The sequence below is a fragment of the Streptomyces sp. yr375 genome (assembly GCF_900110755.1).
Taxonomy (GTDB): domain Bacteria; phylum Actinomycetota; class Actinomycetes; order Streptomycetales; family Streptomycetaceae; genus Streptomyces.
Genome location: NZ_FOFF01000061.1, coordinates 29,189 through 46,167 on the forward strand (window position 1 = coordinate 29,189; position 16,979 = coordinate 46,167).

16 protein-coding genes are annotated in these 16,979 nt (G+C 71.5%); 10 read left to right on the plus strand and 6 right to left on the minus strand.

Annotation, left to right across the window (positions count from 1 at the left end):
- Positions 1–519: 519 nt before the first annotated feature.
- The 4 genes from BMZ82_RS35585 to BMZ82_RS35600 all read left to right on the plus strand — a co-directional run bounded on the left by BMZ82_RS35585 (position 520) and on the right by BMZ82_RS35600 (position 5,707).
- Positions 520–2,007, plus strand: a complete 1,488-nt coding sequence (locus BMZ82_RS35585; RefSeq protein ID WP_093781540.1) for a tyrosinase family protein — start codon at positions 520–522, stop codon at positions 2,005–2,007.
- A 586-nt stretch (positions 2,008–2,593) separates the two neighbouring features.
- On the plus strand, positions 2,594–3,721 hold the full coding sequence (rsgA, locus tag BMZ82_RS35590) for a ribosome small subunit-dependent GTPase A (RefSeq protein ID WP_177244822.1): 1,128 nt from the start codon (positions 2,594–2,596) through the stop codon (positions 3,719–3,721).
- A 55-nt stretch (positions 3,722–3,776) separates the two neighbouring features.
- The gene (locus tag BMZ82_RS35595) at positions 3,777–5,162 is read left to right on the plus strand and encodes a DNA-3-methyladenine glycosylase 2 family protein (RefSeq protein ID WP_093781542.1); all 1,386 of its coding nucleotides are present in this window, start codon (positions 3,777–3,779) and stop codon (positions 5,160–5,162) included.
- On the plus strand, positions 5,159–5,707 hold the full coding sequence (locus BMZ82_RS35600) for a methylated-DNA--[protein]-cysteine S-methyltransferase (protein ID WP_093781543.1): 549 nt from the start codon (positions 5,159–5,161) through the stop codon (positions 5,705–5,707). Before BMZ82_RS35595 ends, BMZ82_RS35600 begins: the two co-directional genes overlap by 4 nt.
- Here BMZ82_RS35600 and BMZ82_RS35605 read toward each other — a convergent pair.
- Entirely contained in the window at positions 5,670–6,152 is a 483-nt protein-coding gene (locus BMZ82_RS35605; RefSeq protein ID WP_093781544.1) for a DUF456 domain-containing protein, read from the minus strand. The two genes, BMZ82_RS35600 and BMZ82_RS35605, sit on opposite strands and share 38 nt — an antisense overlap.
- A 140-nt stretch (positions 6,153–6,292) precedes the next feature.
- Between BMZ82_RS35605 and BMZ82_RS35610 the strand changes: the two genes are divergently transcribed.
- Positions 6,293–7,840 carry a PP2C family serine/threonine-protein phosphatase gene (locus BMZ82_RS35610; protein ID WP_093781545.1) on the plus strand — a complete coding sequence of 516 codons (1,548 nt, stop codon included), beginning with the start codon at positions 6,293–6,295 and terminating at the stop codon, positions 7,838–7,840.
- Positions 7,841–7,883: 43 nt separating this feature from the next.
- On the opposite strand, the gene BMZ82_RS35615 is transcribed toward BMZ82_RS35610, so the two are convergent.
- Positions 7,884–8,099 (minus strand): DUF397 domain-containing protein, encoded by a 216-nt coding sequence (locus BMZ82_RS35615; RefSeq protein WP_093781546.1) that lies wholly within the window; start codon positions 8,097–8,099, stop codon positions 7,884–7,886.
- Complete coding sequence (locus BMZ82_RS35620) at positions 8,096–8,917, minus strand: DUF5753 domain-containing protein (protein ID WP_093781547.1); 822 nt, start codon at positions 8,915–8,917, stop codon at positions 8,096–8,098. Before BMZ82_RS35620 ends, BMZ82_RS35615 begins: the two co-directional genes overlap by 4 nt.
- Between BMZ82_RS35620 and BMZ82_RS35625 the strand changes: the two genes are divergently transcribed.
- A complete protein-coding gene (locus BMZ82_RS35625) occupies positions 8,901–9,200 on the plus strand; it encodes a hypothetical protein (protein ID WP_143098973.1) in 300 nt (99 codons plus the stop codon). The genes BMZ82_RS35620 and BMZ82_RS35625 overlap by 17 nt on opposite strands.
- Before the next feature lie 119 nt (positions 9,201–9,319).
- On the opposite strand, the gene BMZ82_RS35630 is transcribed toward BMZ82_RS35625, so the two are convergent.
- Positions 9,320–10,633 (minus strand): helix-turn-helix domain-containing protein, encoded by a 1,314-nt coding sequence (locus tag BMZ82_RS35630; RefSeq protein WP_093781549.1) that lies wholly within the window; start codon positions 10,631–10,633, stop codon positions 9,320–9,322.
- A gap of 233 nt (positions 10,634–10,866) precedes the next feature.
- On the opposite strand from BMZ82_RS35630, the gene BMZ82_RS35635 reads away from it, so the two are divergent.
- The 3 genes from BMZ82_RS35635 to BMZ82_RS35645 all read left to right on the plus strand — a co-directional run bounded on the left by BMZ82_RS35635 (position 10,867) and on the right by BMZ82_RS35645 (position 13,220).
- Positions 10,867–11,496 carry a hypothetical protein gene (locus tag BMZ82_RS35635; RefSeq protein WP_093781550.1) on the plus strand — a complete coding sequence of 210 codons (630 nt, stop codon included), beginning with the start codon at positions 10,867–10,869 and terminating at the stop codon, positions 11,494–11,496.
- 137 nt (positions 11,497–11,633) lie between these two features.
- The gene (locus BMZ82_RS35640) at positions 11,634–12,101 is read left to right on the plus strand and encodes a hypothetical protein (protein ID WP_093781551.1); all 468 of its coding nucleotides are present in this window, start codon (positions 11,634–11,636) and stop codon (positions 12,099–12,101) included.
- A 630-nt stretch (positions 12,102–12,731) separates the two neighbouring features.
- The gene (locus BMZ82_RS35645; protein WP_093781552.1) at positions 12,732–13,220 is read left to right on the plus strand and encodes an ATP-binding protein; all 489 of its coding nucleotides are present in this window, start codon (positions 12,732–12,734) and stop codon (positions 13,218–13,220) included.
- 145 nt (positions 13,221–13,365) lie between these two features.
- On the opposite strand, the gene BMZ82_RS35650 is transcribed toward BMZ82_RS35645, so the two are convergent.
- Both BMZ82_RS35650 and BMZ82_RS35655 read right to left on the minus strand, forming a co-directional pair.
- A complete protein-coding gene (locus tag BMZ82_RS35650; protein WP_093781553.1) occupies positions 13,366–14,430 on the minus strand; it encodes a DUF2637 domain-containing protein in 1,065 nt (354 codons plus the stop codon).
- A 314-nt stretch (positions 14,431–14,744) separates the two neighbouring features.
- Positions 14,745–15,593: a (2Fe-2S)-binding protein gene (locus BMZ82_RS35655; RefSeq protein WP_093781554.1), complete on the minus strand. Its 849-nt coding sequence runs from the start codon at positions 15,591–15,593 to the stop codon at positions 14,745–14,747.
- Positions 15,594–15,749: 156 nt separating this feature from the next.
- Here BMZ82_RS35655 and BMZ82_RS35660 point away from each other — a divergent pair, with 156 nt between their 5' ends.
- A complete protein-coding gene (locus BMZ82_RS35660; RefSeq protein ID WP_256252280.1) occupies positions 15,750–16,568 on the plus strand; it encodes a GntR family transcriptional regulator in 819 nt (272 codons plus the stop codon).
- Positions 16,569–16,979: the final 411 nt, after the last annotated feature.

Below are 16,979 nucleotides of genomic sequence, written 5' to 3' on the forward strand. Positions count from 1 at the left end.
ACGGGCGCGCTCAATGCGGGTCACCTTGCCCAGGAGGGACATGGCGAACGTCGTAGATCTGACCGGGACGTCCACGTACCGGAGTTTTCTCAGCCGGCCGGAGCCTGTTGATGACTTCAACAGAAGGAACCGGGAGCCGAACCTATCGCTATGGACATGACGGGACGGGCGTAGGGCTCGTCTCCCGTGCCGTTCACCTTGACCGGAAGGGGTCGGCCGAACAGCCCCATCGTGGACTTCGACTACGAGTATGACGGCATCGTCCTGCGCCACTGGGAGACGCGGCAGCCGCTATCAAACGCCCTTTCCCACCACAAGTAAGTACTGAGGGGAACGGGACTACGCCTTGAGTGCCGAGGGTGACGGGTTGGTGAGGCCAATTTTGTGCGCGCAAACCGCCACTCTTATAAAGACGAGAAGGTTTTACGTACCCCATGCTTGCAATATCTCTTGCGAGAATCTCGGCGACTGTAATGATGAGTCGACCGTAACGCCTCTTCGGAACCCAGCGGAGGAATCATGAACAGCCCGATCGTTGATCAAGTCGTTGCAGCGCCGACTTATCTGGCGAATATTCGCTTCTTCTTCCGGCCGGTCGACGTGGAACATATGGCCGCCAAGGGAATCGAGATCGGCACCTACGACGGGGTGAGGAGCAACGCGCTCTCCATTCACGCACAGACCGCTCCGCCAGATGCACGGATGCCCCCGGACGCGGAAGGGAAATGGAGTGCCGAGCGCTCGCAGACGTTCCGGAACTGGATCGTCAACGGATTCCCGCTCGGTACAGCGACGCCGGCCGAACCGTCGCCGCCCCCGACACCCCCGACCCGGCTGCGCAAGGACGTCACGGCGCTGAGCGATGCCGAGTTCGACCTGCTGACGGCAGCGTTCACCGGCCTGATGGCCCGCGACCCGGAGGCTCCGGACAGCTACTTCGCCCTGGCCGGGCACCACTGGCTCCCGAAGCGTTGGTGCTTGCACCACGAAGACCGCTTCAACCCCTGGCACCGCCAGTACCTGCTTGAGTTCGAGGACGCGCTGCGCTCCGTCCCAGGCTGTGCGGAGGTGACGATTCCTTACTGGGACATCGCGACCGACCTGCCGGACCGGCTACAGCATCCGCCGTTCGACAAATACGTTCTGCCGGCCGATCCCGGAGCCGCCGCGACGCCGCCCGCGACCGGATTCTTTCCGTACACGACCCAGCGCTTCTCGGTCGCCGACATCGCACAGAACGTGACGGAGTTCGGGGTCCTGGATGACATCGCCACGTCGTTGACCCAGTCCCTGTGGGGCGTGTCCGATGTGAACGGTTACCAAGACTTCTCGATCCAGGCCCACGACTCTGGCCACGGATCGATCGGACCGACGATGGGCAATCAGAATGTCTCGTCCTACGACCCGGTGTTCTGGTTCTTCCACTGCAACCTCGACCGCCTCTGGCTGAGCTGGCAGACACGCGTCGCCGCGACCACACTGACCGGATTCCGATCCACACTGGGACAGAACACCGACTGGCTCACGGCGCCGTTCAACGCACTGCCACCGTTCAGCGCGACCGCCGACCAGACGATCGAAACCGAAGTCTCGTACGATCGACTGGAACTCGTCACCCCCGAGGAGGGCGTGTTGGAGAATCTTTCCGGAAACATCGACGCCGCCCACGCCTTCGCGTTCCGTAGTGCCGACCCGGTCTCGGTGCGGGTGAAGGGAATCGACCGGCTGAACATTCCGGGGTCGTTCGTCGTGAATTTGCTCGCCGACGGAGAGCCGGTCGCGAAGCGCTTCTTCTTCCAACCGGACGAACCGCGGAGCTGCGCGACGTGCGCGCAGCACGGCACCGTCAACATCGACTTCCGGATGACACAGGAGCAGCTTCTCGACCGGACGCTGTCCGTCCGTATCGACGTGCCTGGGCACTCCGAGGAGATCGGTACGGCCTTCCCGCTCACGCAGGCAGGCAATCCCACCATCAACGCCCGGCTGCTGGTGCAGGAAGCGTAGTCATCGGGACGCCGCCCGTGTAGACGCCGCCGCCGGCCCTGGCGACGGCGTTTGCCCGGCGACCGAGTGAGCACGTGGCAAATACAGCCGGACCGGAAAGCTCAGTTGGCTGGGACAGGCGCCCCAACTCGTCCGCGTGTTGCCCGTTCCCCGGCCCCGAACAAGCCGTTCTGGCCACTGACGGTGTCGTCGGGGACGGTCCCGTTGCCTGGGCGGGGGCCCTGCCGGTCGCCCCCCCTGACCAAGGGCCTTCGATCCGGCCGCTGCTGTACAGCTCCGGCGAGGCGGGCGTAGCGGTGGACCTCAACTCTTCTGCCGCCGTGTCGGGTGCGCAGTAATTCGATGGCGTCGCCCCCTCGTGTGCCTCTAGGGTCAGTCCTGTTCAAGCGGCGACCACGTGTTTCCGCAGGTGAGCTGAGTCGAGTTGGTGGGGGAGGTGTGACCGATGGCTGTCTCTGTGACGGGCGCTGCCCGCATCCGGAAGTTCGTCAAGTCCACTTCCGTGGCCACCGGCTGACCTCACCACTTTTCCCGCGCCCATGAGCGCGGTGCCGGGGCCACCCTTGTGAAGGGTCACCCCTTGTCTTTGTCTTTCTCTTCTCACCCGGGTTCGTCCTCGCCGTCCTCGCATCCGCTCGTGCCGTACGGCTGGGATGCGGACCGGGAGGCCGAGTTCGTCCCCTATGCCGAGCAGGGGCTCCTGCCGGGCCGTGTCGTGCGGGTCGACCGCGGTCAGTGCGACGTCGTCACCCCCGTCGGCACCGTGCGTGCCGACACCGAGTTCGTCGTGCCCCGTGACCCGATGAAGGTCGTGTGTACGGGGGACTGGGTCGCCGTCGACCCGGAGGGCGGCGATCCCCGGTATGTGCGGACGCTCCTGTCCCGCCGTACGGCCTTCGTGCGGTCGACCTCCTCCAAGCGGTCGGAAGGGCAGATCCTCGCGGCCAACGTCGACCACGCGGTCGTCGCACTGTCCCTGGCCGTCGAACTCGACCTCGGGCGCATCGAACGCTTCCTGGCCCTGGCCTGGGAGTCCGGCGCGCAGCCCGTCGTCGTGCTCACCAAGGCCGATCTGGTGCCCGACCCGGTCGTGCTGTCGCACCTCGTGCAGGACGTGGAGACCAGCGCGCCCGGCGTGCCCGTGCTCACCGTCTGCGCCCATGACGGCGAGGGCGTCGAGGAACTCACGGCGCTCCTCGGCCGGGGCACCTCCGTGCTGCTCGGGGCGTCCGGCGCGGGCAAGTCGACGCTGGCCAACGCGCTGGCCGGGGCCGACATCATGGACGTTCAGGCCACCCGCGACATGGACGGCAAGGGCCGGCACACCACGACCACCCGCAACCTGCTGCCGCTGCCCGGCGGCGGCGTCCTCATCGACACGCCGGGACTGCGCGGCGTCGGCCTCTGGAACGCGGGCGGCGGCGTCGGGCAGGTCTTCTCGGAGATCGAGGAGTTCGCCCGGGACTGCCGGTTCCAGGACTGCGCGCACGAGTCCGAGCCGGGGTGCGCGGTGCGCGCGGCCGTCGACGAGGGGGAACTGCCCCTACGACGGCTGGAGAGCTACCGCAAACTGGTCCGGGAGAACCAGTGGATCGTCGCCAAGTCCGACGCCCGTATGCGCGCCGCCTTCCGCCAGGACTGGAAGCGCAAGCAGGCCGAAGGCCGGGCGGCGTGGGAGGCGAAGCGCGGGCGGGGGCACGTGTTCGAGGTGTAGCGTCACGTCCGATTTCCGCTAGCGCGGTACCGGTCACGGGCGAAGACTGGGACCCATGACGGACCAGGACACGAGGTACGAGGCGGTGCGCAGCCGGGACGCGCGGTTCGACGGCGAGTTCTTCTTCGCCGTCGAGACGACCGGCATCTACTGCCGGCCCAGTTGCCCCGCCGTCACGCCGAAACGCCACAACGTGCGGTTCTTCGCGACGGCCGCCGCCGCGCAGGGTTCGGGATTCCGGGCCTGCCGGCGGTGCCGTCCGGACGCCGTCCCGGGGTCGGCCGACTGGAACGTGCGCGCCGACGTCGTGGGCCGCGCCATGCGGCTGATCGGCGACGGCGTCGTCGACCGCGAGGGCGTCACCGGGCTCGCCGACCGGCTCGGCTACAGCGCCCGCCAGGTGCAGCGCCAGCTCACCGCCGAACTCGGCGCGGGCCCGGTCGCCCTCGCCCGGGCCCAACGCGCCCACACCGCACGGGTGTTGCTGCAGACGACCGGCCTGCCGGTCACCGAGATCGCCTTCGCGTCCGGGTTCGCCAGCGTGCGGCAGTTCAACGACACCGTCCGGGCCGTGTACGCGGCGACCCCGACCGCGCTGCGGACCGCCGTCCGCGCGAGCCGCCGCACCGCCACCCCGTCCGCCGGGATCCCGCTGCGCCTCGCCCACCGCGGCCCCTACCACGCGGGCAGCATGTTCGACCTGCTGGCACGGGAGGCCGTGGCCGGCGTCGAGGAGGTGAGCGGCCCGGCCGGCCGCCGCACCTACCGCCGTACGCTGCGGCTGCCGTACGGCACCGGGATCGTCGCCGTCGACGAACGGCCGGGCGACACCGGCCGGGCCACGGCCGTCCACCCCGGCGGCTGGCTCGACGCCCGGCTGCACCTCACCGACCCGCGCGACCTCACCACCGCCGTCCAGCGGCTGCGGCGGCTCTTCGACCTCGACGCCGACCCGTACGCCGTCGACGAGCGGCTCGCCGCCGATCCACGGCTCGCCCCGCTGGTCGCCGCCCGCCCCGGACTGCGCGCGCCGGGAGCCGCCGACCCGGAGGAGTACGCCCTACGGGCCCTGGTGGGCCGGACGGAAGCGGAACGCCTCGTCCACGCCCACGGCAAGACCCTCGACGCGCCCAGCGGAACCCTCACCCACCTCTTCCCCGAACCGGCCGTCCTCGCCGCATCAGTCCCCTACGGGCCGTTGGGCACGCTCGCCGCCGCCCTCGCCGACGGCACCGTACGCCTCGACCCGGGCGTCGACCGGGACGACGCCCAGGCAGCACTGCTGACACTGCCCGGCCTGGACGCCCGTACGATCGCGGCGATCCGCGCCCGCGCCCTCGGCGACCCCGACGTCGCGCCGCCCGGCACGGACGTCCCCGACACCTGGCGCCCCTGGCGCACCTACGCCCTGCACCACCTGCGCGCCACGGAGGAACGATGAACACCCAGACCGACCCGACCGCCCCTACGGACCTGACGTACTACACCACCGCGGACAGCCCCCTCGGCCCCCTGCTGCTCACCGCCGACCCGTCCGGCGTGCTGACCTCCCTCTCCGTACCCGGGCAGAAGGGCGGGCGGACCCTAGGGGACGGCTGGCGGCAGGACCCCGGCCCGTTCCGGGCCGCCGTCGAGCAGCTTGCCGCCTACTTCGCCGCCGAGCTGACGGAGTTCCGGCTGCCGATGCGCGCCGACGGCACCGAGTTCCGCGAGCGGGTCTGGGCCGCCCTCGACTCCGTCCCCTACGGGGAGACCACGACGTACGGCGAGATCGCCGCCCGCGTCGGCGCTTCGCGGATGGCCGTACGGGCCGTCGGCGGCGCGATCGGAGCGAATCCGCTGCTGATCCTGCGGCCCTGCCACCGCGTGATCGGCGCCGACGGCTCGCTGACGGGATACGCGGGCGGCCTGGAACGCAAGGTCCGGCTGCTCACCCTGGAGGGCTCGCTCACCCCCACAGCACCGCGCCCAGCCACGCGCCCATGATCAGCAGGCAGGTGAACAGTTCCGCGAGGACGCTGGAGCCGCCCGAGCGCATCGCCGTACGCAGAGCCGCCCGCGCCTCGCCGTGGCGGCCGAGACGGAGGCGTTCGGAGAGGTAGATGCCGCCCATGAAGCCGGGGATCGCGCCGAGCACCGGGACCAGGAAGAAGCCGAGGAACGCGCCGAGCCCCGCGTACACCGCCATCCGGGGCGTCGCGCCGCTCTCGCGCAGCCGGCGGGGCGGCAGGGCCCAGCGCACCACCTGGGACACGAACAGCGCCACCGTGGCCCCGACCAGCACGCCCCAGGCCACCGGCTGCGGATCCTCCAGCGCCCACCACAGCACCGCGGCCCACACCAGCCACGATCCCGGCACGCCGGGCACCAGCACTCCGCACAGGCCGAGCAGAATGACCAGTCCGACCAGCAGGAGTTCCGAAACTCCCATCTGCCCAGGGTGCCCGAGCCGACGAGAACACGCAGGTCAAGACAGACGGCGTCACTCGACACACTGTTCGAGACACTCGTCGTGGCGCATTTTCCGAATGCCCCGTTTTCATACGGCCCGTGCGGTGGACAATTGGGGGCATGAGCCAGCAGGGGGGAAGGACCACCGGTCGCGAGGACGACTGGTGGGGGCAGTTGTACGGCGACTCCACCGAGGACACGGGCCCCACACCCGCCACCGACTCCCTGGACGACCGCTTCGCCTCGGCCGCCGGGACGGTGCGCTCGGGTGGAGCGGGGGCCGAGGAGGGCGTGGCGGACGAGGGGGACGGCGCGGACATCTCGGGCGTCGTCGGCTCGGTGCCGCCGCCCCGGTCCGAACCGCCGGGACCCGGCAGCGGCCCCGGCCCCGGCGGCCGGGCCGATTGGTGGGCCTCGCAGGACGGGCCGCCGACCGGGTCGGACGCCGCGGGCACCCGCCCGCCGGAGCGGCACCCGGCCCCCTGGGAACCGCCGTCGGACATCCCCACCGGCCCCACGACCTTCCTCCCCCCGCCCCTGCCTCCGCCCCTGCCCCCGGGCTTCGCCGAACGGTCGCCGCACACCCCCGCACCCCCACCCCCACCTCTGCCCGCGCTGCCACCCACGCCGACCCATTCCCCCACCGTCCCCGTCCTCCCCCTCCCCGCCCCCAAGGACGAGGAGGACTACGTAGGTTCCGGACCCCCCACCTACGACGCCCAGCCCACCGCACTCCCGCTCGCGGACCCGGACGACCTGGACGATCTGGTCGCCGACACCGTCCTGGACGGCGCGCGGTACGGCGCGTTCGCGCTGCGGGCCGTGTCCGTGCGGGGGGACTCCGCGCGGTACCGGGGCGAGCCGCGCCGCGACTCGCTGCTCACCGCCCGCTTCGGCACCGGCGACGACGCGCTGATCCTCGTCGCGATGGCGACCGGCGCGAGGGCGACCCCGGGAGCGCACCGGGCGGCGGCCGAGGTGTGCCGGTGGATCGGGCGGGCCGTGGGCCGCAGTCACGTGCGGCTCGCGCAGGACATGAGGGCGGCCCGGCGCGGCGACCTGAAGTCCGGCCTGCACCGCCTCACCGACCGCAGCCTCGGCCGGCTCCGCGCCGGCGCCGCCGAACAGGGCCTGGCACCGGAGGAGTACGCGGCCACCCTGCGCTGCCTGCTCCTGCCCGCCGACCCGGCCTGCCGCACCCGCGTCTTCTTCGGCGTCGGCCCCGGCGGACTGTTCCGGCTGCGCGGCGGCGTGTGGCGGGACATCGAGCCCCGGGTGGGCGAGGTCGCCGGGGAACCGGTCGTCGGGTTCGGGTCCCTCCCGGCCGAGACCCCCGAAGGCGACCGCCTCACCATGGACCTGGGCATCACGCCCCCGCCGAACCCCTACGGGCTCGACCCCGACCCCGAACCGCCCCGCGAACCCTTCCGCTTCCGTGCCTCCGTAGCCCGCCCGGGCGACGCGCTCCTGATGTGCACCGGCGGCCTGGCCGAACCCCTGCGCGGCGAACCCGACCTCTCCGCGCACCTGACGGCACGCTGGTCGGGCCCCACCCCACCCGGCCTCACGGCTTTCCTTGCCGACACCCAGGTACGGGTCAAGGGCTATGCCGACGACCGCACGGCGGCGGCCGTCTGGGAGCGTGACGCGGTACGACAGAGCCCCTGACGAGGGATGTCCCGTCAGGGGCTCTGTGCGTTCCTGAACCAGGTCAGACGACGTCGCCGCGCTTCACAGCGTCGACGAACACGCCCCAGGAGAAGTTGCCGAAGAGGACTGCGGGCCCGGCGGGGGCCTTCGAGTCCCGTACGGGGAGGGCGGCGGGGACGGCGCCGAGGGCGACCTCCACGCAGTTGTTGTTACCGCCGCTGAACGACGACTTCGTCCAGTTGAAGCCGTAGGCGGAGGCGTCAGGGATCATGGTCATTGGATGCTGTCCTTCAGTCGTGCGATGAGGTCGGCCGATTCGTCGAACGGCAGCGCTGCGGCCCTGAGCCGCTCGAAAGCACCGCCGTACCGACTCACTTCCGCAGTGTCCTCGACGTACAGCGCGCTCGTCAGGCTCTCCACGAGGGCGACGTCAAGATCGGCCGTCTCCGGGAAGCCCAACACCGCGAACGCGCCGCTCATCCCGGCGTGCGGGGGAGCGTCGAGAGGCAGTACCTGAATCGACACGTGCGGAAGCCTCTGTTTGTCGAGCAGCGTCTGTAGCTGCTCCTTCATCAACTGCGGGTCGCCCTTCACCCGTGGATGGAGGGCCGACTCGTGGATCACCGCCCACACCTGCATCGGACTGCGCCGCGACAGTACCGACTGACGGGCCATGCGCACCTCGACGAGGGCGTCCACCTCCTCAGGCTGCGAGTCCATCCGGATGGCTTCGATCGTCACGCGGGCGTAGGCCGACGTCTGGAGGAGCCCGGGAATGAGTGTCGACTCGTACGTCCGCATGGACGTTGCCCCGTCCTCCAGGCTGATCAGGTCGGCGTATGCAGGGGAGATGATGTCCCGGTAGGGCTGCCACCAGCCGCGCTGACGTCCGTGCCGGGCGAACGAGTGGAGGGCCCCGCGCTTCTCCGCGTCGTCCACCTCATAGAGGTCGAGGAGGAGATCGAGGTCGTGAGGGCGGACACCGAGGCGGGCCCCCTCCTGCGGCGCTTCGACGCTGGTTCCGCCGAAGATGGCGGAGACCCACCGCAGGGTGACCGGGCGCGACGACTGGTCGAACGTGACGGTGATCTGCACCCGCCAGAACGTGCCGCACGACACGCATTCCGGGTCGATGATCCGCGACGGCAAGCACGTCGGACGGCACTACTGGACGGTGCCGACCGAGAAGCCCGTCTGTGGTGCGAAGACGATGCTTCCGGCGGAGTTCGTGGACGCCGAGCGTCGGCTGACCGGACGCGACTGTTCGGGCGTGACGGTGGTCTGCGACGGCGAGGGCGCACCGCACGACAGGCACTCCGGGCCGGTGGTGCTCGACGGCGCGGACCTCGGACCGCACCGCTGGGAGGCGCTCCCTTAGACCCGCGTGCGGCGTCCGCACGTCGCGCGCGGAGGGCGCGGCAGGAGCCGGAAAGCTGGTGAGGTCGGCCCTCCCGGCTCCTGCCTGCGTCCCGTACGGGTCCCCGACGGCGCGGGGGGTCAGTCGGTCGCCGGGACCCACTTGCGGTCGCCGTTGTCCGAGCCGTACCAGTAGCGCGGCAGGCCCTTGATGCCGCTGGTGCGGAACGGGCGGCCGTGGTCGTCGACGCGGACCGTCCCGGTGCGGCCCTGGGACGACCAGTCGAGTTCGAGGTACCAGTTGCAGTCGCAGGTGTCCGTCCGGGCCGTGACCAGCAGCACCTCCGGGTCCGTGCTGGACACGCGGTAGGGCATGCTCACCGCCGGGATCGGCGTGCCCGCGTCGTTGCCGGCGATCGAGTGCGCCACCGGGCGGTCCTTGTCCAGGTCGACCGCGAAGTAACGCCTGCTCAGCGAGCCGCCGCAGCCCTGGTCCATGTCGTAGGCGATGCCCTGCGCGGGTGCGGCGCGGCCGACGACCCGCACCCGCAACGCCGTCAGGACGACGGCCGTCGAACTGCGGCCCTGCACCGAGATCTCCACGTTGGTCTCGTGCCCGTGCACGGCCCCCTGGGCCGACGCCCACGGCCCGGCGTCCTGCTCCACCGGGGGCGGCGGAACCTGCGCCGGCGGTTTGCCGATGACGTAGTCGTGGCTGCAATGCAGCGCCCAGACCTGGGAGTCGGCGGTCCAGGCGAGCGGTACGCCCGTCGCGGCGGCCGAGACCTTGCCGCCGGTCCCGGGGGCGGTGGCAGGGGAGGGGGTGGGGGAGGCCGAGGTGGCGTCGGGTGTGGGGGAGGTGGTCGGGCTTGTGGTGGGTGTGGGGGTGGTGGGCGTGGGGTGCGGGGGCGTCGTCCCGTAAGGGGCGGTGGCCGACCCGGAGGGGTGAGGGGAGTCGGCCGCGGCGTCTGGAGCCGACCGGTGGCCGCCGCCGGGCAGTGCGGACAGGCTGCCCAGGGTGGCGAGGAGCGCGCAGGCGACACCGACGAGAACCGTGGTGCGCCGACGGCGGTACCAACGGCGAGGCGGCGCCTGTGGCTCGTCCGGGTTCCGGACTGACGGCGTTTCGGATGTTTCAGGCGCTCCCGGTGTCGCTGGCGTCGCTGTCGGCGTCGCCGCACTCCGCGCCCGCTGTTGCCGTGCCGCCGCCGCTCGCAGCCACCGCCGGTGCAGTTCGAGGCGTTCCTCCGGTGTCGCCCCGCAGAACTCCGCGAGCCGTTCCACGGGCGCGAAGTCCTGCGGAACCGCTTCCCCCGCGCAGTACCGGTGCAGCGTCGAGGTGTTCATGCCCAGCCGGCGCGCGAGGGAGCCGTAGCTGCGCTCGGTGCGCCCCTTCAGTTCCGTCAGTAACGCCGCGAACTCCGTCACATCGTCCACACCGTCGTCGGTCGACACCGTTCCCCCGTGCTCGTCCGGCCCGGGCGGTCATCCCAGGCACCCATATACCTGCACGTCAGATGGGCTGGGATGGTTCCACCACGGCCGATCGGGCAGAGACCGTTGCAGCGGGCCGCCCCGGCAGCCGATGCTCTTGGTGTCGCACCGACCAGGCCGGACCGACCAACCGGCATCGCGGCGACGACCCACACTTCCGCACTCACTCCTGCACTCACTCACGGGGGACACCCATGCCCAAGCGCATCCGAGCCGCCACGCTCACCGGGCTCACCGCACTCACGGCCGCGGGCCTCACCCTCGGCACCCTGCTCGCCGTACCCGCCGGTGCCGCGCCGCAGCGGCCGGGCTTCCTCTCGGCCGCCGACCTGCCGCCGCACCCCAGCTCGTCCTGGACGGCCGGGCGGATCACCGCAGGCGCGTCGCCGGAGGTGGAGGTCGACCGCTGCCTCGGCATGGCGCTGGGCGACGGCCGGGACTCCTGGTACCGGGACTTCCGCACCGACCTCGACACGAGCGCCCGTCAGGTCAGCGTCGAGTCGTCGAGCGTCAGCGCGGCGAAGGGGCGGTTCTCGCGGGTCAGCCAGGACATCCGGTCCTGCGCCGCGCGGATCGAGCAGGCCGACCCGGAGGTCGAGGCCACGCTCAAGGACTACGGGACGGTGAACGTCGAGGAGGGCGCCCACGTCTACGGCCTGCACACCGAGACGTCCTGGGGCGCGACCGACATCCGCCTCCTCTCCGTGGGCCGGGACGGCACGACGGTGACGGTCGTGGACTGGAGCCAGCTCGGCGACTTCGACGACGCCCCGGTGAAGGCCTTCAAGAAGACGACCGTCACAGCCGTCAACAAGCTCCACTGACCGCACGACCACCACGACCTGCACGACCACCGAGAAAAAGCCGGGGCCGCCACCCTCCCGTCACGGGGGTCGGGAGGGACGGCGGCCCCTCCCACACGCCACACACGAGACATACGAGAGACACGGGGAACACGCACATGACCAGCAAGAGCACCACCCGCCGCCGTACCACCACCCTGGCCCTCGGCCTCGCCCTGGCGCTCGGGCTCGGCGCGACCGCCCAGGCATCCGCCGGCAGCCCGCGCAGCGTCAGCGGGAAGCCGTCCGACAACATCACCCGCATCGCCGACTTCTACGGCGCCTACATCGACGCCGTGACCGACGAGGGCGGCGGCAAGCTCAAGGACGAACTCCGCAAGCACTACCTCACCCCCGCCTTCCAGAAGGAACTGAACGCCTGGGAGGCCAAGAACCACGCCGACGGCGTCCTGCTCGCCCAGAACGTCCCCCTCGCGTGGAAGGTCACCGACAACGGCACCGCGAACTACACCGAGGCCGGCGTCACCCTCACCTGGAGCAGGGACACGAGCACCAAACTCGTCGTCGACATGACCCGCGACCACAAGATCTTCCACATCGGCACGAAGGGGGCCGCGGGCAGCTAGGTCGGGCGCACACCCGTCGAGGGACCGGCGCATTCCGGCCAACCTCGCCGACCGCGGGCAGGTGGTGCCGTCCAGCACCACCTGCCACGCCTCTTTCCCGCCTACGGCCATGTCGGTAGCGGCGAATCCGCGTACGGTCCGACGGTTTGCGGTCGGTAGTTCGCCCGGGTGCGCAGGGCCGAAGGGGTACGGGACGGCCGCGTCGGCGTCCGACTCGCGGCGCGGATGCACCGGCTCACCACCGCTCGCGGGCGCGCGCCCCTCAGGGGGACGTTCGGGTCGTCGTACGGCAGCCTCGTCGCCCGGCGGCCGGGGCCGTCACCCGCCGGAACACGCCCGACGGACCGGACGGCGGCACGCGGGGGCCGTACCGCGCGGGGGCGCACGAAGCGGGCCGCGGACGGGGCCGACGGCCCGACCCCCACCCCATGGGAGCCCTCCGGAGGCCTCGGGAGCCCTTGGGGGAGCGTTCGGGACCGCCCCCGGCGGCTCGTCGGAGTCCCGCCCGAACATGGCCGAACACTCGGTCGTTGATGATTCGAGATGACTGGGCCGGTGTCGACCGGGCAAGGATCCCCGTGAACGTGTTCGAGCAGGAGGGGAACCGACATCGACACGCGGGCGGGGGCCATGGAGAGGCAGGCACGGGGAAGCGGTCCGGCGACGATCGCGAGCACCTCGGCGACGGGACGGACCGGGGAGGACCCGGCCGAGGACGGGGCGGAGCGGGATCGGACGCCACAGCTCAGCCGGCGCCTCGGACGGTCGGATCTACGCGCGGTGCCCGAGGCGCGCCGGGCGGTAAGGGAACTGCTGCGGGACTGGGGGAAACCCGAACGGTCGGACACGGCCGAACTGCTGACCAGCGAACTCGTCACCAACGCGCTCGTGCACACCGACGACGACGCGGTCCTGACGGCCACCGTCTCACCGTCCGGACTGCGGGTGGAGGTGCGGGACTTCGCGGACCGCCGCCCCCGGCCGAGATTCCCGACCTCCGACGACGGCACGCACGGGCGGGGCCTGGTCCTGGTGGAGTCCCTCGCGGACACCTGGGGCGTACGGTCCCAAGGCGGCGGCAAGGTCGTCTGGTTCGAGCTGGAGGCCGACGCCGCCTGAACGACGTCCGACGCGTACGCCGCTATGGGCAACGTGCACCGGGAAGGGGGCGCGACCGTTGCGGTCGCGCCCCCTTCCCGGTGGCGTCTGGCTATCGACTATCTGGCTGTCCGTCAGCCGAACTATCCGTCAGCCGAACTGCCTGTCAGCCGAACTGCTGCTCCAAATCCTTGAGCTTGCGCTCCAGGGAGTCGAGGCGCGGCAGGGCCATGGTGTCGTCCTCCGCCGTGAGGTCGACGGTGATCGAGTCGGTGCTCTGGCGGACGGGCTGCAGGGAGTGCCGTGAACGGGTGGGCAACTGCTCCGCCGAGTTCGCTATGGCAGGCTCCGCGGAGACACGCTCGGCCGTGGCCCGCTCCAGAGCGGCCTGGGCCTCCACCTGACGGCCACCGCCGCCACCGCCACCACGGCCGGGAAAGCGGCCGTGACCTCGACTGATCGCCTTCAACTGCGCGCGCTCGACACGCTGCTGCTCGCGGCGACGCAGCCTGGTCTCCTCCTTGCGCGCCTTGTCGTCGCGGACCTCCTCGACGGCCTCGTCCAGGCTGCGCACGTTCTCCAGCAGCATCAGCGACCAGGCCCTGTAGGTCTCACGGGGAGCACGCACCCAGCGCACGACGCGGATCTGCGGCAGCGGACGGGGCACGAGGCCCTGCTCGCGCAGCGCGGCCCGGCGGGTCTGCTTGAGGGCCCGGTCGAAGAGCACGGCCGCCGACAGCGACATACCGGCGAAGAAGTGCGGGGCGCCCGCGTGGCCCAGGCCCCTGGGCGCGTGCACCCAGTTGAACCAGGCCGCGGCGCCCGCGAACGTCCACACGAGTATGCGGGAGCCGAGGGCCGCGTCACCGTGGCTGGCCTCGCGCACCGCGAGGACGGAGCAGAACATCGCCGCGCCGTCCAGGCCGAACGGCACCAGGTATTCCCAGCCGCCGGTGAGGCCGAGGTTCGTCTCGCCGAAGCCGACCAGGCCGTGGAAGGAGAGCGCGGCGGCGACGGCCGCACAGCAGAACAGAAGGACGTAGGAGGCGGTTCCGTATATGGCTTCCTTGCGCCTGCGGCGCTCCTCGGTGCGCTCCCACGAGTCGTCCGCGTTCGCGTCTGCCCCGGAGGCGCGCTTCCCGCGCGCTAGCACCGCCACCGCCGCCAGCATGCCCAGGAGCAGTACGGCGCCGGGAAGCAGCCAGTTCAGCGATATGTCGGTCAGTCTCATCTGGGGGTCCCTTGCATTGGGATAGGGCGTAACGCCCGCCATAGTGGCCCAATCCCGCCGTCCCTCAGGGGGTTTCGGGGCAAGAGGCCGCCAAGGAGGTGCAAGGGGATGCCCAGGGCGACGTTCTGCTCGAACTGCCGCTTGAGGGGCGGGAGTTGAGTTCGAATAAGACTACCCGTACGGGTGGTTCCACGGAAAGTTCCCGTGGCACGTGAGGAAATTGTGAATCGCCTGTGACCGTAAGGAAGCCTCGTCCGGGTGATCCTACGGGACGACCGGGCGTGTCCGGTCGCCGGGGGGTGACTGAGTGTGCATCAACTCGCGGCGGCGGCCATGAGCTTGGTGACACGGTCCGCGTCGCAGGTGCGCGGGCAGGTGACGCAGGTGTCCTCGGGGCGCACCGTGTAGAACATGCAGCAGCTCGCCCGGTCCCGGGTGGGCAGGGCCGCGCCGTCCGGTCCGGTCAGCTCACGGAAGGCCGCCGAGCCGACGTACGGGCGTGTCGCGCCCGGCAGCAGCAGTTCCAGTTCCCGGCGCGCCCGCCGCTGCTCGTCCTCGCCGAGCAGGTGGGCGACGTACCAGAGCCCCTCGACGACCTCGTCGGTCACCATGCCCCACAGGGCCCGGCCGCGCCGCCGCGCCCGCGGCCCGAACCCGGCGAGCACCGGCTCGTGATGCTCGGCTATCGCCGCCCGCACCTCCGCCCGCAGCGCCTCCTCGTCCCCGACCACCCGCGCGCCGGGCAGCAGCGCCGCCGGATCGCCCGGCAGGCACGCGAAGGAGTCGGGCGGCCGGACGGCCATCCGCATCCCGTCGCCGGTCCGGTCGTACGAGACGTGCGTCACGGGCAGCCGGGGCACCCGGCGGTGCAGGAACCAGGGGACGGTGATCAGCAGGCAGGCCGGCCAGGCGTACCGGTGCAGTCCGAAGCTCGCGACGACGTCCGGGCGCGCCTGATGGTCGTAGTCGCGGACGATCTGGGCGTCGTCCCAGGCGAGGAAGGCCTCCAGCGCGGCGCCACCCGCCGCGAGCTCGGTCGCGGCGACCCAGCCGCCGCCTTGGGGGAACGGCTGCGCGGGGCCCAGTTCCGTGACGGTCAGGCCCGGGAAGACCTCCGCGAGACGGGCGTAGGCCTGCGCTGTGGCCGACGGGGCTGAGGGCATGCCGGGACCGCCGTTTCGGGAGAGATTGGAGGTAAGCCTTACCTTACCCAGTCTCGTTGGGATTTGAACTGGCGGCCAGTACGCCTAAGGTGCTTGACGGGCGAGTGACAACCCGTCGTAATGACCCCAAGTACCGACAAGACCGGAGGAGACCCCGTGGAGCAGAGTGTGCAGGGCTCCACGAGTACGGGAACCCCGGTCGGGCCGGGTGCCCGCGACAGCCGGGCCCGGGTGCCGGCGCAGTCGCGCGGCGAGTTCGGGGACGGCGCCGACCGGGAGCGGGGCGGGGCCGCCGGTGCGGCGCGCGGTGAGCACACGCACAGCGAGACGCCCATCCCGCGTCCCCGGGCGGTCGTCCAGCGCGCGTCCGTGCGCGGCCAGATCCTCGACGCCCTGCGCACCGCGCTCGTCACCGGGGAACTGCAGCCGGGTGAGGTGTACTCGGCGCCGGTGCTCGGGGAGCGCTTCGGGGTCTCCGCGACGCCGGTCCGGGAGGCGATGCAGCAGCTCGCGCTGGAGGGCGCCGTCGAGGTCGTCCCCAACCGGGGGTTCCGGGTGATCGTGCGGGGCACGCGCGAACTCGCCGAACTGGCCGAGGTGCGGGCGCTGATCGAGGTTCCCGTGATGCTGCGGCTGGCCCGTACGGTGCCTGCCGAGCGGTGGGCGGAGCTGCGGCCCCTCGCCGAGGCGAGCATGTGCGCGGCGGCCTCCGGCTGCCGGGCCACGTACGCGGAGGCCGACCGGGTCTTCCACCGGGCGGTGCTCGCGCTCTCCGGCAACGAGCAGTTGGCCGACATCGCCGAGGATCTGCACCGGCGGTCGCAGTGGCCGCTGGTCGGCGGGACCGTCTCACGCGGCTGTGCCGACCTCGTCGCGGACGCGATGGAGCACATGGCCTTGCTGGAGGCGTTGGCGGCGCGGGATGTGGACGTGGTGCGGGCGCTGGTGCGCGGGCACTTCGCCGGTGCGGCCTGAGCCGAGTCCGTCCGCGCGCTTTCTGTTGGCGCCGTCCCCTGGGGGCTGCGCCCCCAGACCCCCCTATCGGCCCTTAGAAGCCGTATTCCTATCGATCACGAGGACGGTTCTGATCGAACGGGTTCCCTGGTCGGGTGATCTTGGCCGCGCGGGCGCATGAAAGCAGGGCCTCCGGTGCAGCACGAGGGTTGCGAAGCCAACTCGTTCACCAGGAGGCCCTGTTGTCCCAGTCTTGCGTGACGACGTTGTTCCCGTCCAACTCGCGCGTGTCGGCGTGCGATTGCCTCGCTCACCGGTTCGGGAACGCGGCCGACCGACCCGACCGGGTGCGGCAGTACCCCTCCGACATGACGGACGCCGAGTGGCAGGTGGTGCGCGACGCGATGCCGGTCCCGGCCTGGCTCGAAGGGC